Below are 14,817 nucleotides of genomic sequence, written 5' to 3'. Positions count from 1 at the left end.
ACTTCCATGAATAGCTTCATCGGCACGCAGCCTCTGCGCACCTTTCTTTTCCTGGCCGTTCTAACGACGGCGCTTGTTCCCCAGACGCTGCACGGCGAGGAAGAAAAATGGCAACTGGCGATGAACAATGCCGAGCTGCGCGACATCGTCGAAGAAATCTCCGGCATCCTCGGAACCACCGTGGTGCTCGACCCCAGAGTGTCCGGGCGCATCACCGTCATGTCTCGTCAGGCCCTCGACCGCGAGGGCGTTCGCCGGCTGTTTTATTCGGTGCTCGACGCCCACAACTTCACGGTCATCGACGAGGGTGACCGTATCCTCATCACACCGGTCACCGAAGCGAAAACCCGTGCCGGGCAGGACTCGGCAAAAACCGCGACGGCGTCGCAATTCGTCACCCAGGTCATCGAGCTGAACACCAGCAGCGCCGCGGATATTGCCGGACTGGTGCGGCCGCTGGTGTCGGCCAATGGTTATGTCGGTCCGTCGGTGTCGGCCAATGCGCTGGTCATCACCGACACAGCCGCCAACGTAGGGCGTATTGCCAAGGTCGTGCGTCAGCTGGATTCGGGGCAGAACAACCTGCATGCCGTGGTGCAACTCAAGCATGCCCAGGCCGCTGATGTGGCCACGATCATTGAATCTTCACTGGGCAAACGCAACGCCGATACAGCGATTCAGGTACTGCCCGACACCCGGACCAACCGCCTGATTGTCATCGGCCCGCCAGCGGTGCGCCAGCGCCTGCTCGACTTGGCCCGTGGCCTCGACACACCCGCCACTGCCTCTCTAGACAACGCTCGGGTCATTCGCTTGCGCCACAGCAATGCCAAGCAATTGGCCGAAGTTCTGGAGGCGATGGGGCAGGGGCGGAAACAGGCATCCCCCGTTAACGGCGTGAAGGACAATTCATCCGGCGCCCCGTTCACGATCAAGGCTGATGAAAGCCAGAACGCGCTGGTGCTGATCGCCGAGCCGGCGCAAATCCGCACGATTGAAAACATCGTGCGCCAGTTGGATCAACCCCGGGCTCAGGTGCTGATTCATGCCGCCATCGTCGAAATTTCCGGGGACATCGCCCAGGCCGTGGGCGTCCAGTGGAGTTTCAGCGGCGGCGACGCGAAGGGCTTTATCAACTTCCCGGGCACCGATATTCCAATTATTGGCGGGCTCAATTTTGACGAGAATAAATCGGCCCCGGAAGGCGCGCTCCTGCAGTTGGGCGGTGACCGTTTCGGCGCGCTGATTTCGGCGCTGGCCAGCAACACCCACAGCAATCTGCTGTCCACGCCCAGCCTGTTGACCCTGGACAATCAGGAGGCGGAAATCATCGTCGGGCAAAACGTGCCGTTCAAGACGGGCTCCTACGCGACCAACAGCAACGGTGCCGACAACCCGTTCACCACCGTCGAGCGCAAGGATGTCGGCATCAGCCTGAAAATCAAACCGTACATCAACGAAGGCTCGACCTTGCGCCTCGAGGTGGAGCAAGAAGTCTCGGACATTGCGCCGTCGGTGTCCGGCATCGATTCTTCCGACCTGATCACTAACAAACGCGCGCTCAAAAGCACCATCCTGGCCGACGATGGCGAGATCATCGTCATCGGTGGGTTGATCCGCGACAGCGTGCGCACCCAGCAAAGCGGCGTGCCGCTGCTGCGCGACATTCCTTACCTGGGCGCACTGTTTCGCTGGACCCGGGACACACAAACCAAAAGCAACCTGATGGTGTTTTTGCGGCCCACTATTGTACGCAGCAAGGAAGACCTCGCCGACGTCAGCCAGCAGCGCTACAACGCGCTGCGACAGTTGAGCCAGCCGGGTGCGCACGGCAACAATTCGTTGCTGCTGCCGGCAGAAGCACGTCAGTTGTTCGAACCGGCCATGGACGCACCGGTGTTCGATTTGCGCAAGCAGATGCCGGTTACGCCATGAGTGAAAAAATCGAGCGGCTGCCTTTCGGTTTTGCCCGGCGTTTCGGCGTTTTGCTGGAGGGCGAGGGCGCAGATTTGCGCCTTGTGCTGCGAGCCGATACGCCATTGAGCGCCCTGTCGGAAGCGCGCCGGGTCTGCGGCCGGAACCTGCCGTTGCGCAGTGTCGATGCCGATGAATTCGCTGTGCGTCTGGCGGCGGCTTACCGTGAGGGTCAGAGTGCGGCGGAGCAGGTTGCCCAAGGGCTGGACGATGAACTCGATCTGCTCAGCCTGGTCGATCAAGTCCCGCAAACCTCTGACCTGCTGGACCAGCAGGGCGATGCGCCAATCATCCGCCTGATCAACGCCCTGCTCAGCGAAGCCGTGCGCGCGCAGGCGTCGGACGTGCACCTTGAGACGTTCGAGCATTCGCTGTCGGTGCGCATGCGGGTCGATGGGCAATTGTGCGAAATGCTCAAGCCTCGGCGCGAATTGGCGACGTTGCTGGTGTCGCGGATCAAGGTCATGGCGCGGCTGGATATCGCAGAAAAACGTATTCCTCAGGACGGTCGAATGGCCCTTCGACTGGCCGGCCACGAAGTCGATGTGCGGGTCTCGACGCTGCCGTCGGCGCACGGTGAAAGGGTGGTGCTGCGCCTGCTCGATAAGCAGGCCGGGCGCCTCGAATTGCCGCGGCTGGGCATGCCGGCCGAGACCCTGGCCGCCTTGCAACTGTTGCTGGCAAAACCCCACGGCATTCTGCTGGTGACCGGTCCCACCGGTTCCGGAAAGACCACCAGTCTGTACGCCGCATTGAGCACCCTGAACGACCAGACCCGCAACATTCTTACGGTCGAAGACCCCATCGAATATCACCTGCCCGGTGTCGGCCAGATGCCGGTCAATCCAAAAGTGGACATGACGTTTGCCCGAGGCTTGCGGGCGATTCTGCGTCAGGACCCGGACGTGGTGATGGTCGGGGAAATCCGTGATCGCGAGACGGCGGAAATCGCCGTTCAGGCCTCGTTGACCGGGCACCTGGTGCTCTCGACGTTGCACACCAACAGCGCGGTGGGCGCGGTGACCCGGCTGGTGGACATGGGTGTGGATGCCTACCTGCTGGCGTCGTCACTGGTGGGCATTCTGGCGCAGCGTCTGTTGCGCACGTTGTGCCCGCACTGCAAGGCGTCGTATCGCGCCGACGCGGCCACCTGTCAGCGGCTCGGGCTCGATGCGGCGTCGCCTCCACAGCTGTTCAGAGCGCAGGGGTGTGATCAGTGCCAGCACGGTTATCGCGGACGAATCGGCATCTATGAGCTGATCAGCGTGACCGCGCCCGTGTCGGCGTTGATTCATCAAGGCGCCGGTGAGCAGGCGTTGATCGCGCAAGCGCGCAAAGGCTCCCGCAGCTTGTTTCAGGATGGTCGGCAACGGGTGCTCGACGGCATGACCAGCCTCGACGAGTTACTGCGCGTGATCCAGGAGGACTAGCGAATGCCGACGTTCGATTACCTGGCGGACGATGCGCAGGGCCAACGCTGCAAGGGCCGGCTTGAAGCCGACAGCCCGCGTCATGCGCGGCAACTGATGCGCGAGCGAGGTCTGTGGCCGCTCGAATTGCACGAGGTGAGCGCCAGCGGTGCCACGGGCACACAACCCCGCAGCGGTCGCTTGAGCGCGGCTGAACTGGCGCTGTTGACGTTGCAGTTGTCCACGCTGGTTCAGGCCGGTCTGCCGCTGGAAGAAGCGCTGGAAGCGGTGAGCAAACAGAGTGCCAAGCGCAAGGTCGCGGGGCTCTTGTCAGCCGTCCGCAGCCGGGTGATGGAAGGGCATGCACTGTCGACCGCGTTGGGGCTGTTCCCCAAAGCGTTCCCCGAACTGTTCCGCGCCACCGTTGCCGCCGGCGAACGTTCCGGGCACCTGGGCCAGGTGCTGGAGCAATTGGCCGCCTACACCCAGACGCGCCAGGCATCGCGGCAGAAAATCCAGATGGCGCTGGTGTACCCGTTGATTTTGATGCTGGCCAGCGTGGCGATCGTTGGTTTCCTGCTCGGCTACGTGGTCCCGGACGTGGTGAAAATTTTCATCGACAGTGACCAGCCGTTGCCTTGGCTCACGCAGGCGCTGATCGCCCTCAGCGAAGGTCTGCGCAGTCACTTCCTGTGGTTGACGGGCGTGCTGGCGACGGTGATCGGTCTGTTCCGCTGGAGCCTGCGTCAGCCACTCTGGCGCCTGCGCTGGCATCGGCTGGCACTGAATCTCCCTGTAGCGGGTGAGGTGTTGCGGGCGATGGAAGCTGCACGGTTTGCCAGCACTCTGGCGATCCTCGGCAAAAGTGCCGTGCCATTGGTGGATGCACTGGAAATCGCCGCCGCCGTCATCGGCAACCTGACCATTCGTGGGCGCATGGTCGATGTCGCGCGTTCTGTCCGCGAAGGCGGAACGTTGACCCGGGGCCTGGAACTCAGCGGCGATATCCCGCCGATGATGCTGCACATGATCGCCAGCGGTGAGCGCGCGGGTGAACTCGACCGCATGCTGGTACGGGCCGCCGAGCAACAGGAAAACAGCCTGGCGGCGCGGATCGCCCTGGTCGTCAGTCTTTTCGAACCGGCCATGCTGGTGCTGATGGGCGGCGTCGTGCTGCTGATCGTCATGGCCATTCTCCTTCCGATTCTCAGCCTCAACCAATTGGTGAATTGACCCATGCACTCTCCTCGCAGCAGCCCTCGTCGCGTCCAGCGTGGTTTTACCCTGATCGAAATCATGGTGGTGGTCGTGATCATCGGCGTGCTGGGGGCCATCGTGGTGCCGCAGTTCATGAGCCGTCCCGACCAGGCCAAAGTCACCGCCGCCAAAATCGATATTCAGGCCATCGCCACCGCCCTCGAAATGTACCGCCTCGACAATTTCCACTACCCCTCGACGCAGCAGGGTCTGGAAGCGTTGAGTAAACGCCCTTCGGGTGTGCCAACAGCGCGGAACTGGAACGTTCAGGGTTATTTGAAAAACCTGCCGGTCGACCCCTGGGGTTCTCCGTATCAATTCCTCAATCCCGGTGTGCAGTCGATCGATGGCAGCTACGACTTGTATTCCCTGGGGTCCGATGGCGTGACCGCCGGCGAAGGGCATGCGGCCGACATCGGGAACTGGGGTGGCTGATTTATGGGTCAACGTTGCCGGGGATTTACCTTGCTCGAACTGATGATCGTGATTGTGTTGGTCGGCGTGCTCCTGGGCATGGTGAGCTTCGCCGTCGGGCCGAATCCGGCACGTCAGGCCCGGCAGGATGCACAAGGGATGGCTGGCTTGATTCAGCAACTGCGTGAACGAGCGGTGCTGGATGGTGAGGAATTCGGCCTGCGCCTGAGTGACGGCGGTTATCGCGCGCTGCGGCTCGCGGCTCACCGCTGGGAGCCGGTATCGGTGCTGTACACATGGCCGGTCAACGTGCAACTGCACCTTGAGCAGGATGGGTATCCGCTGATCCTCGGAAGTGATGAAGGACCACCACAGGTGCTGATGCTCAGCAACGATGAAATCAGCGCCTTCACACTGACGTTTTCGACGCCGGAGAGGACGTTGCTGAGCCTGTCGAGCGACGGTTTCGGCGAGGTGGTGATCGATGGCTGACAGCCTGCCCGCAACGCGCATGCGCGGCTTCACGCTGCTGGAAATCATGGTGGCCCTGGCGGTCTTCTCGACGCTGGCGGCGGCCGTGCTGTCGGCGAGCCAATACGTGATCAGGCAGACCGGCACGGTAGAGGAAAGACTGTTTGCCGCCTGGTTGGCGGATAACTATTTGAATGAACTGCGCCTTCAACCCGGGATAACCCTCGGCCAGCAGCAACGCGTGGTGCACATGGATCGCCGCGACTGGCTGCTGCGCCAGCACATCAGCGCGGCGACCGACCCGCGATTGCTCAAGGTCGAGATTGACGTCAGCCTGTCCGGTCGCGACCACGCCCTTCATCGCGCCAGTGGCTGGATACCCGATCGTCATGAATAGGCAAACCGGTTTCACCTTGCTGGAACTGGTGATCGCCATGGCGATTTTTGCTGTGCTCGGTCTGGCCAGTTGGGGCTTGTTCGATGGCGTGGTTCGCGTGCAGCAGGGCACGGCAGCCCACGAGCGTGAATTTCGAAGTGTGCAACGGGCGGTGGCGGTTATCGAGCGGGATCTGCTGCAAGTGATCCCCCAAACCGTCTCGCTCGAACAGACGGTATTGCAGTTGCAACGCAGCCACTGGCGCAATCCTCTGGACCAGCCTCGCAGCGAGCGCCAGACGCTCACCTACCGACTCGACAGCGGTGTGCTGTGGCGTGAAAGCCAAGGTGAAGGCACGCCGATCATGCAACGGCAGAAGCTGCTTGAGGGTGTGCGGGATTTCAGTTGGCGCGTGTTTGATCGTCAGTCCGGCTGGCGCAACGAGTGGCCGGCCGGGCGAGACGGGCATGCTCCGCTGGCCGTGGAACTGCAAGTGTCGGTGGGCCGTTTCGAGACGATCCGGCGGGTGCTGCTGTTGCCGGGCGCATTGCCATGAACGGGCGTCAACGGGGCATTGCCTTGATCAGCGTGTTGCTGGTCATGAGCCTCGCATTGCTGATCACCAGCGGCATGCTGCGCAGTCATCGCCTGTCACTGCAAAGCAGCGCGCAAGCGGTGCAGCACGTGCACTTGCGGCAACTCGCGGTGGCCGGGGAAACCTGGGCACTGGTGCAGTTGCAGCAAGCCGCGTGGGCTGGACAGAAAACCGTCGACCTGACCCAGGACTGGGCGCGTCTGACGCCCGACGCAGACATCGAAGGTGCGCAGTTGCGCGTCGATATCGAGGACCTTGCCGGTCGGTTCAATCTCAATTCATTGCTGACTCAGGGGCAGATCGATCAGGTCACCCTCGACCGTTGGGAGCGTTTGCTCAACTTGCTTGAACTGCCGTCGCAGCCGCTGGATCAGGTGGGCGCGTTGCAGGAGTTGAGTCAATTGCGCCTGTTGCCGGGCGTTGACGGTGAGCTGTTGCAGCAACTGGAACCCTGGGTCGCGGTGCTTCCTGCAGACGCTGTGCTGAACATCAACACGGCACCGGCGCAGGTGTTGAGGATGCTCGATGGCATAGATGCGACGACGGCTGAAGCATTGGTCCGTCAGCGTTCGACGACTGCATGGCCGAGCGTTCAAGCCTTTACTCGAGACCCGCTGCTCGCCGGCGCGGGCCTGAGCAGCCATGGGTTGGGAACCGGCAGCCGCTGGTTCCGGATTACGGTGCAGGTCATCCAGGGGCAGAGCCGTTTGCGCCTGGCCACGGATGTCGAGCGCGACCCTAAGACGCACCAGTTCACCCTCCTGCAACGACGTCTTCTTCCATCGACCCCCTATGAGATGCCGCGATGAACACCTGGCTTTACCTGACCGCCGAAGGACTGGTCGCCCCGTCACCCGACTGGCCTTGCTGCCGGTGGACCTCGACCGGTCAGCGCCAGTTCCTGCCCCTGCATCAAGCCGCGCGAGTGCTGAGCGGGCAAGCCGTCGATCTGCTGCTGCCCATGGAATTGTGCAGTTGGGTGCGCAGCGATCCGTGGCCTTCCAGGCGCAAGCCCAGCGCGCAAGCCATCGGGTTTGCCGTGGAAGATCAACTGAGCGACGTGCTGGAGAAGCTGCACCTGAGCATTGGCGATCGTGACGGAGAAGGACGTTATCCGGTGATGGTGATCGACCGCGATCAATTTGCTGAAGTCCTTGTAGTGCTGGCCAAGGCGGGTATTGCGGTGCGTTCGGTGTTTGTCGATGCGGATATCGCGTCCGGGCCTGAGCCAACGGTTACCCGCTGGTTTGGCCGATGGCTGCTGGGTGGCGCGATACCTGCCCGCGTGGCGATGGCGGATGAGGCGTTGACGTCGCTCAGATCCGCCTTGCCGCACGACAGTCGCTGGATCGACGAGCGAGAAGATGCAGCTTACGTCGATCAACGCCTGACGCTGCGGCCGTTGCACGCGATCAACCTGATGCAGGGCCAATTCGCCCTGCGCAGCAAACGTCTGCCGTGGCGTCTTGTTGGATTGGCGTTAATGATGATGCTCCTGCTGACCTGGGGCGCGAGCGCGACACGAATCCATTTTCTCGAGAGTGAAACCCGCCGGCTCTACAGCCAGAACGAGCAGCGATTCAAAGCGCTGTACCCTGACCAGACCCGCATCGTGGACTTGGCGACGCAGCTCAAGGCCCTGCAAAGCCAGACCGCTGAGCCGGAAAAGACCCGCCTCTCCGGTTTGGTGAGTCTGATTGAGCAGGTCATCGGCGCGAGCCATGTTGACGTCCGACGCATCGAATTCCGTTTGGGCGACGGCTGGAAAATCCAGCTGACTGCCAACAGCTTTGCCGAGCTTGAGCAACTGCGTGAGCGCGGGCGGCAGCAAGGCGTGCAGGTCAGGCTCGATAATGCGAGCAAAGAGCGCAACCGCGTCCAGGCGACATTGGCGGTGGAGGACAACACATGATTGCGGTCTGGCAACGCTTGTCCCGTCGTGAGCAGCGACTGTTAATGGGCGTGAGTGTATTTTTGCTGATCGTCGCGGGCTTCAGCCTGATCTGGCAGCCGACCCGTCAGCGCCTCGAAGCCGTTGAGCACCGGCATCAGCAGCAACTGAGCCTGGCTGCGCAGCTGCAACGGGCGCAACCGCGGAGGACCGTTGCCGTGGCCGCTGACCAACCCTTGTCGCTGCGCATCAGCGAAAGCGCCGCAGCGGCAGGGCTTGAGCTACATCAGATGGAGGCGGACAACGACCAGTTGCGCCTGACCCTCAGTGGCGATGCGAAGACGCTGTTGCAATGGCTGGACGCTGCCGAGCGTGATGGCGGGACGGTGCAATCACTGGCGCTGGAAAAACGTGATGCGGTGCTTGAGGTGCGGGTGGTACTGAGGTAACCGCGCTCACTGTAGGCGCGAGCTGGCTCCGGGCGGCGTTCCGACGAAAAACGTCCAGACAACGCGCTCATTCAGGCAGCTCGCGTCATCGTTGACGTCCATCGCGAGCGAGCTCGCTCCTACAGGGTTGGTGTTAAACCGACGCAGCCCCAGCCAACACCGGCAACTTCGCCAGTTTTAGCGCAACGACCAACGCCACCACCAGCAACGCGCCGATAAACAGCCCGATCCCGTTCCAGCCACCGAGATGCCAGAACACTCCGCCCGCCGTGCCGGCAATGCTCGACCCGGCGTAGTAGCTGAACAGGTACAGCGACGAGGCCTGCCCCTTGGCTTTGAGGGCGCGGCGGCCGATCCAGCTGCTCGCCACCGAATGTGCGCCGAAGAAGCCGAAGGTGAAGATCAGCATGCCGATGATCACCACCGGCAGCGGTGTGAACATCGTCAGGGCGAGACCGGCCAGCATCAGCACGATGGTGGCCCAGAGCACGCGGCGGCGGCCCAGTTTGTCCGCCAGCGCACCGATTTTCGCCGAGCTGTAGATGCCCGACAGGTACACCACCGACAGCAGTCCGACGAAGGTTTGGTCGAGGTTGTAAGGCCCGGCCAACAGGCGATAGCCGATGTAGTTGAACAGGGTGACGAACGCGCCCATCAGCACAAAGGCTTCGAGGAACAGCAGCGGCAAACCGGCGTCGTGAAAGTGCAGCGTGAAGCCGTTCAGCAGGCTGCGCGGGTGCAGTGAGCGAGCGCGGAAGTTGCGTGATTCGGGGAGGATTTTCCAGAATACAGCCGCCGCGATCACCGCCAGTCCGCCGATCACCAGCATCGCCGTATGCCAGCTGACGTAGTCGATCAACACGCCGGTGATCAAGCGTCCGCTCATCCCGCCCATGGCGTTGCCGCCAATGTACAGACCCATCGCCAGGCCAATGTGTTGCGGGTGAATCTCTTCGCTCAGGTACGTCATCGCAACCGCCGCCAGGCCACTCAACGACAACCCGATCAGCGCGCGCATCAGCAACACGCCGTGCCAGCTCGGCATCATCGAACCGGCGATGGTGCACAGGGCCGCAGCAAACAGCGCCGCGACCATCACCGGCTTACGCCCGACCCGGTCGGAGATCGGCCCCGTGATCAGCAGGCCGATGGCGAGCATGCCGGTGGCCACCGAGAGAATCAGACTGCTCTGCGCCGCATTGATGGAATATTCGTGAGACAACATCGGCATCATCGGTTGCACGCAATACAGCAGCGCGAAGGTCGCAAAGCCGCCGGCGAACAAGGCCAGCACCGTGCGCATGAACATCGGCGTGCCTTTTTCGATGTAGATTTCCTTCAACTCGGCGACGGCATTATCCAACGCGGCGGGCGGAACTTCATGGGCGAGTGGGGCAACAGCAGTTTTCACTTCGGACCTCGGGGGGAGCGCAGCCGGTCAGGCAATGAAAAAAGCATATAGCTGCCTAATGATTCAATCCAATATATTGTTCGACCTGTTTAAGAGGTTTAACGACCTAATGGGGTTTTCATGGAATTGCGTCATCTGCGCTACTTCATCGCCGTCGCCGAAGAACTGCACTTCGGCCGCGCCGCACAGGTGCTGGGCATCTCGCAACCGCCGCTGAGCCAGCAGATTCAGGCGCTGGAACAGGAGGTCGGCGCGCGGCTTTTCGAGCGGACCAATCGTCGGGTCGAGCTGAGCGAAGCCGGTCGGCTGTTCCTGCAAGAGGCGCGATTGGTGCTGGCGCAAGTCGATAAGGCGGCGGATGTGGCTCGACGGGCGCAGTTGGGTGAGCTGGGTGAACTGAAGATCGGTTTCACCTCGTCGGCACCGTTCAACTCGACCATTCCTCAGGCGATTTTTTCGTTTCGGCAACGATTCCCGGCGGTGCATTTGACCCTGCGGGAAATGAGCAGCACCCAGGTGGCTGACGCGTTGGTGGACGAATCGATCGAAGTCGGGATCATGCGGCCATTGGGGTTGCCGGATTCGCTGAGCGTGGTCGAGTTGATGCGCGAGTCGCTGGTGGCCGTGCTCAGTTCCAAGCATCCCTTGGTGGTCGACAGTGAAGACGGATTGTTTCTGTCAGCCCTGGCCCTCGAACCCTTTGTATTTTTCCCACGCAGCTACGGCAGCGGGTTGTACGCGCAATTGCTCAGCCTGGCGCGGGATGCCGGCTTCAGCCCGAATTTTGCGCAGGAGGCGGGCGAGGCGATGACCATCATCGGATTGGTGGCGGCGGGGTTGGGAGTGTCCGTGTTGCCGGCGTCTTATCAGCGGATGCGGATTGATGGCGTGGTGTATCGACCGCTGCTGGACTCGGAAGCGGTGTCGGCGGTGTGGCTGGTGCAGCGAAAGGACCAGAAATCGCCGATGGCCAAGGCGTTTGTGGAGCTGCTGACGCGTAAGGTCGAACCCCTCAAATCATGACCGACACAAACCTGTAGGAGCCGGCTTGCCGGCGATGGCGGCTTAACAGTCAACATCAATGTTGCCTGACACTCCGCGATCGTCGGAACGCCGCCCGCAGCAAGCCGGCTCCTACAGATTTTGCGCGCTCACGGCACCCGCACCAAATCCCCGCGCAACGCGACCCGCGCTACAAACACCCCGGACCGGCACTCATAGGTGTTCAGGTCTTTGCGCACATGCTGATCGTAGTAACTCACGATGTTGGTCACCGCATTCGCACCGACCCGTTTGGCCTCCTCCTGCAGCTCGATCAACGTCGATTGCACGGCCCACTCACAGGCGTCGAAATCACTCTTGTTTGACGCATTGGTAGGCCAGTCGCTGACCACATTCGCACGCAACACTTGCAGGTGCTCCGTCGGTCCGTTGCCGACCAGGTAAAACTTCACGCTGCCATCGAGCCGCCCGGAGCGGAGCGCATTGGACAGCACCGTCTCGAACGGCATGTACATCAGATTGGTCGCCTGGCTGGCACCGGGCAGCAGGCCGAACAGCAACGCGGCGATCAGGGCTTTCACTTGCATGGTCATCTCCTTGACGTGAAAGAGAACCGCGAGGTGTTGGATTGATCAGCGTTTTCGGTTCGAACAGGCTGTGTGTGCGCGGCCTGATCCGGAAAGTGTAGATGGCGTTCACAGATCACGAACCCCAACGCGAACCCTGTAGGAGCCGGCTTGCTTGCGATTGCGGTGGATCAGTCAACATTGATGTCGCCTGACACTCTGCTATCGCCAGCAAGCCGGCTCCTACAGGGTTTGCATTCTTCCAATAGGTCTTGTGGGACGTTTCCTAAGACGCCTTCCGGGAGGCTACAACACCTTGCGGCAGCGCCTACGACTACGCCAGAATCCGCCGGCTTGTGCGCTTTTGGGGCCGTCGGTAACTTGGTTCGTATCACTGATTCCCAGTGATCGGGTTTAGTAGCTCGTGGTTTTGTGAAGCGTATTGGCGTTCCATTTGGTCAGGTCCTTCGATACCTGCACTTTATGGCAGCAGTGCGCAGGGCGCCTTCGGGCGCGCCGGCTTCGCGCTTCCCCGGTCTACTAACCTGCGCACCGCTGCCACCCTTTTGATTAGTAGCAACTCGGTGGCCGCACTTTGTAGGAAGCCGAAAAATGACTAAAGCAAAAAACTCACCGGGCATTGATCCGGACTCAGCCCACGAACCGAGCGAAATGTTCCTCATCGCCCCCGGCATCGACAACCACACCCTGCTGGAATACGCCTGTGAATCCCTGGCGTCTGCCAACGTCATGGCCAGTGACTTTGCGAGATATTTGAAGGGATCGCAAAGCAACACGCTGTTAGGCATTCAACAGTCGATCATGCTGGGAGAACTGGCAGTAAACCGCGTGCTGGATAACCTCGATCCGCCCTGACCTACAAGATGCCCGCGTCCCCGAACGGGGTTTGGAGACTCCGAGGATCCTGGGCAACCAGCTATCGCAGAGCCAGGCAGGTACAGGGTGATGACAAGCCGACCTGCATGTAAAAAGGGCGCCGAAAGGCGCCCTTTGTCGTTTTTGATGCGTAGCTATAAACGTTGAACACTTAAAGGGCCGACTCGCTAACGGACGAAACAGCGTTTCAATTCATTCCCGCTCCCACACCTCTTCATTTTCATCGAAGGGTACCCACGGTCTGGCAATGGAAAGGGTGATGAGATAGCGTTCTTCGGTCGGATTCCTGGAATCCTTGAAACGGCCTAATAGCAGCATTACCTGGTACTTATCGCCCGCCTGCCAAAAGGATCGTCCGTGCCGGATCCCTTTCCGAAGCCAGGCCCGCCATTCGGGTGTATCAGCGATGGTGGGGTCGTTTCGCACGCCCATTGCCATCCAGCCTTTTTCTCTCCACTGGTCCTGTAAATCGAGAACGACCTTGAGGGCGTTGTCGAGCAGCAACGGTTCTATTTGGGGGGACATGCGGATGTCTTCGATGACATTGTCGTCAAATCCGACAGTGAAAAAGCGAGCCGGAGGCGTGATGAACCCGTACTGCGGGTCAATCAATCGCAATCGTGCATCTACCGCTGGAATACCGAGCCATAGGTGACCAGGGAGTAACGGGCTAAAAGAGGCTGAAGAACGGCTAAGCATGTCTTCATATGTTCCGCCTATTTCCAGGGCAATTTCCGGTTCTCCCCAGAAAGGCTGCTTCAGTTGATGGATGGCAGCCAGTATCAGCAAAGCCATAAGCAGCCAGCCTGCGCCTAGGTGCCAGTTGCGCAGGTTCATGCTTCGCCACCCGAGGCGATTTCTCGAATCGACTGCTCTACTGCAGCTCGGTTTCCGTGGTTGAGCATGCCATCAAAACTGTCCGCAGCCCGGAGAACAAAAGGCATGCGTTGATTGATGTCCGACAGGTCCGCCAGTGGATTGCTGCTGAAACCAATGGTGCGTCCGTCCTCAACAGGTTGGCATTGGCTCGTGAGGGTCAACTCGATCGCCTGGGCCACGCCAGATGGAAAACCGGTCACGTAGGCCGCGTGGTTTGCACGTAGCAAAACCACCATTTGCGGGTCCTCGTAAATGGCGGGCTGCAGAATGTTGCGTTGCTCATGCCTCGCTAGATATACAACGCTCCTCGCAATGTCCCCGGCTTCAATTGCCTCGAAAGCAAATTGGATTTCCTGCTGAAATTGACCGAAAACGAGCGTTTCCTGACCTACCGGCCAAAGCACTGGAAACTTCGGATGCCCATGGATTCCCTCTCGCGCTCTCAGGCACTTCTTCAACTCGTTCAGCCCCCGCTTCGCATAAAACTCATGCAGCGGAAAAATGTCCAGGAACAGCGTGGTGTTCCCTAGCGCCATCATGTCGTGAACATGTCGGAATTGCTGTTGCACCAGCGACAAGTCCTCCCCCGCCGAACGAAAATCCACTGAAGGCACCGGATTCCGATCATCGGCTTCCTTGTAGTCACGCAGCTCATCTGCCTGCCCGGACATCTTGTCCGGGGTCAATAAACCATGTTCTCGGCGGCTGTCGCGCATTCGCTCTCGCGTTTCACGCTCCTTGCGAATGAGTTCAGTGCTGTCCGCCGCATGCAGCAATCCGCAACCAACTTGCTTGGAAGCAAACGCCGCGAGCCCGGCCCACTGAAATCGAGGATCATGCAACCACAGCCGGGCGTAAGCAGCGTTGATCACCCGGTTGCGCTCCACCGGGTCGGCGATCAGCACACCGCCAGGGGCAACGATTTCTTCGGCTTCGCGCTGGTAGGTACGCCAAAGGCAAGCGCACGTGAGGATGGGAACCTCGGTCACCATGCTGAGGGCGCCGTAAAGCCGCACCTCTTTGCATTCACATTCAGCGATGGGCGTGGTGTTGTGGTTCAAGCGTTGTTCATCGCTGGGGTGTTCTTTGAAGCACTGGCTCATGGCTGCGGGGCTGCTCTATCAAGAAGCCCCAAACCCTAACAGCCATAAATCCCGCCCAGATCACGTGGACGAAAAATCAGAAGTCACTGGCAGACGAGATGCGCAAGGCGCGAGGAAATTGCG

At 60.7% G+C, this 14,817-nt stretch carries 16 protein-coding genes; 12 read left to right on the top strand and 4 right to left on the bottom strand.

Features of this window, described 5'->3' with window-relative positions:
- The first annotated feature begins 6 nt into the window (after positions 1–6).
- From gspD to gspM, 10 genes are read left to right on the top strand one after another with little or no spacing between them, the layout of a single operon-like run.
- The gene (gene gspD, locus ACYZT4_RS19130; protein ID WP_461982263.1) at positions 7–1,935 is read left to right on the top strand and encodes a type II secretion system secretin GspD; all 1,929 of its coding nucleotides are present in this window, start codon (positions 7–9) and stop codon (positions 1,933–1,935) included.
- On the top strand, positions 1,932–3,404 hold the full coding sequence (gspE, locus tag ACYZT4_RS19125; protein WP_461982261.1) for a type II secretion system ATPase GspE: 1,473 nt from the start codon (positions 1,932–1,934) through the stop codon (positions 3,402–3,404). The genes gspD and gspE overlap by 4 nt, the downstream gene beginning before the upstream one ends.
- Positions 3,405–3,407: 3 nt before the next feature.
- Positions 3,408–4,616 carry a type II secretion system inner membrane protein GspF gene (gene gspF, locus ACYZT4_RS19120; protein ID WP_461982259.1) on the top strand — a complete coding sequence of 403 codons (1,209 nt, stop codon included), beginning with the start codon at positions 3,408–3,410 and terminating at the stop codon, positions 4,614–4,616.
- Positions 4,617–4,619: 3 nt separating this feature from the next.
- Complete coding sequence (gspG, locus tag ACYZT4_RS19115) at positions 4,620–5,075, top strand: type II secretion system major pseudopilin GspG (protein WP_461982257.1); 456 nt, start codon at positions 4,620–4,622, stop codon at positions 5,073–5,075.
- Positions 5,076–5,078: 3 nt separating this feature from the next.
- The gene (gspH, locus tag ACYZT4_RS19110) at positions 5,079–5,546 is read left to right on the top strand and encodes a type II secretion system minor pseudopilin GspH (RefSeq protein WP_461982255.1); all 468 of its coding nucleotides are present in this window, start codon (positions 5,079–5,081) and stop codon (positions 5,544–5,546) included.
- The gene (gene gspI / locus ACYZT4_RS19105) at positions 5,539–5,922 is read left to right on the top strand and encodes a type II secretion system minor pseudopilin GspI (RefSeq protein ID WP_461982253.1); all 384 of its coding nucleotides are present in this window, start codon (positions 5,539–5,541) and stop codon (positions 5,920–5,922) included. The genes gspH and gspI overlap by 8 nt, the downstream gene beginning before the upstream one ends.
- Positions 5,915–6,457 carry a type II secretion system protein GspJ gene (locus ACYZT4_RS19100; protein ID WP_461982251.1) on the top strand — a complete coding sequence of 181 codons (543 nt, stop codon included), beginning with the start codon at positions 5,915–5,917 and terminating at the stop codon, positions 6,455–6,457. Before gspI ends, ACYZT4_RS19100 begins: the two co-directional genes overlap by 8 nt.
- A complete protein-coding gene (locus tag ACYZT4_RS19095) occupies positions 6,454–7,305 on the top strand; it encodes a type II secretion system protein GspK (RefSeq protein WP_461982249.1) in 852 nt (283 codons plus the stop codon). Before ACYZT4_RS19100 ends, ACYZT4_RS19095 begins: the two co-directional genes overlap by 4 nt.
- The gene (gene gspL / locus ACYZT4_RS19090; RefSeq protein ID WP_461982247.1) at positions 7,302–8,408 is read left to right on the top strand and encodes a type II secretion system protein GspL; all 1,107 of its coding nucleotides are present in this window, start codon (positions 7,302–7,304) and stop codon (positions 8,406–8,408) included. Before ACYZT4_RS19095 ends, gspL begins: the two co-directional genes overlap by 4 nt.
- Positions 8,405–8,836, top strand: coding sequence for a type II secretion system protein GspM (gspM, locus tag ACYZT4_RS19085; protein WP_461982245.1), 432 nt, complete (start codon positions 8,405–8,407; stop codon positions 8,834–8,836). Before gspL ends, gspM begins: the two co-directional genes overlap by 4 nt.
- A gap of 133 nt (positions 8,837–8,969) precedes the next feature.
- Here the strand turns inward: gspM and ACYZT4_RS19080 are convergent, their stop codons facing one another.
- Positions 8,970–10,199, bottom strand: a complete 1,230-nt coding sequence (locus ACYZT4_RS19080; RefSeq protein WP_461988736.1) for an MFS transporter — start codon at positions 10,197–10,199, stop codon at positions 8,970–8,972.
- A 168-nt stretch (positions 10,200–10,367) separates the two neighbouring features.
- Here ACYZT4_RS19080 and ACYZT4_RS19075 point away from each other — a divergent pair, with 168 nt between their 5' ends.
- Complete coding sequence (locus ACYZT4_RS19075; protein WP_461982244.1) at positions 10,368–11,270, top strand: LysR family transcriptional regulator; 903 nt, start codon at positions 10,368–10,370, stop codon at positions 11,268–11,270.
- Between the two features lie 128 nt (positions 11,271–11,398).
- On the opposite strand, the gene ACYZT4_RS19070 is transcribed toward ACYZT4_RS19075, so the two are convergent.
- Positions 11,399–11,836, bottom strand: coding sequence for an excinuclease (locus ACYZT4_RS19070; protein WP_461982242.1), 438 nt, complete (start codon positions 11,834–11,836; stop codon positions 11,399–11,401).
- Positions 11,837–12,427: 591 nt separating this feature from the next.
- On the opposite strand from ACYZT4_RS19070, the gene ACYZT4_RS19065 reads away from it, so the two are divergent.
- The gene (locus ACYZT4_RS19065; protein WP_461982240.1) at positions 12,428–12,691 is read left to right on the top strand and encodes a DUF6124 family protein; all 264 of its coding nucleotides are present in this window, start codon (positions 12,428–12,430) and stop codon (positions 12,689–12,691) included.
- A gap of 213 nt (positions 12,692–12,904) precedes the next feature.
- On the opposite strand, the gene ACYZT4_RS19060 is transcribed toward ACYZT4_RS19065, so the two are convergent.
- Together ACYZT4_RS19060 and ACYZT4_RS19055 are read right to left on the bottom strand one after the other, a co-directional pair.
- Positions 12,905–13,549, bottom strand: coding sequence for a hypothetical protein (locus tag ACYZT4_RS19060; RefSeq protein WP_461982238.1), 645 nt, complete (start codon positions 13,547–13,549; stop codon positions 12,905–12,907).
- Entirely contained in the window at positions 13,546–14,694 is a 1,149-nt protein-coding gene (locus ACYZT4_RS19055) for a DUF2515 family protein (RefSeq protein ID WP_461982236.1), read from the bottom strand. Before ACYZT4_RS19055 ends, ACYZT4_RS19060 begins: the two co-directional genes overlap by 4 nt.
- Positions 14,695–14,817 lie beyond the last annotated feature (123 nt).

This window comes from Pseudomonas sp. GB2N2 (genome assembly GCF_054897705.1).
The sequence above is the reverse complement of the archived record's forward strand: the minus strand, read 5'-3'. Positions and strand labels throughout refer to the sequence as shown.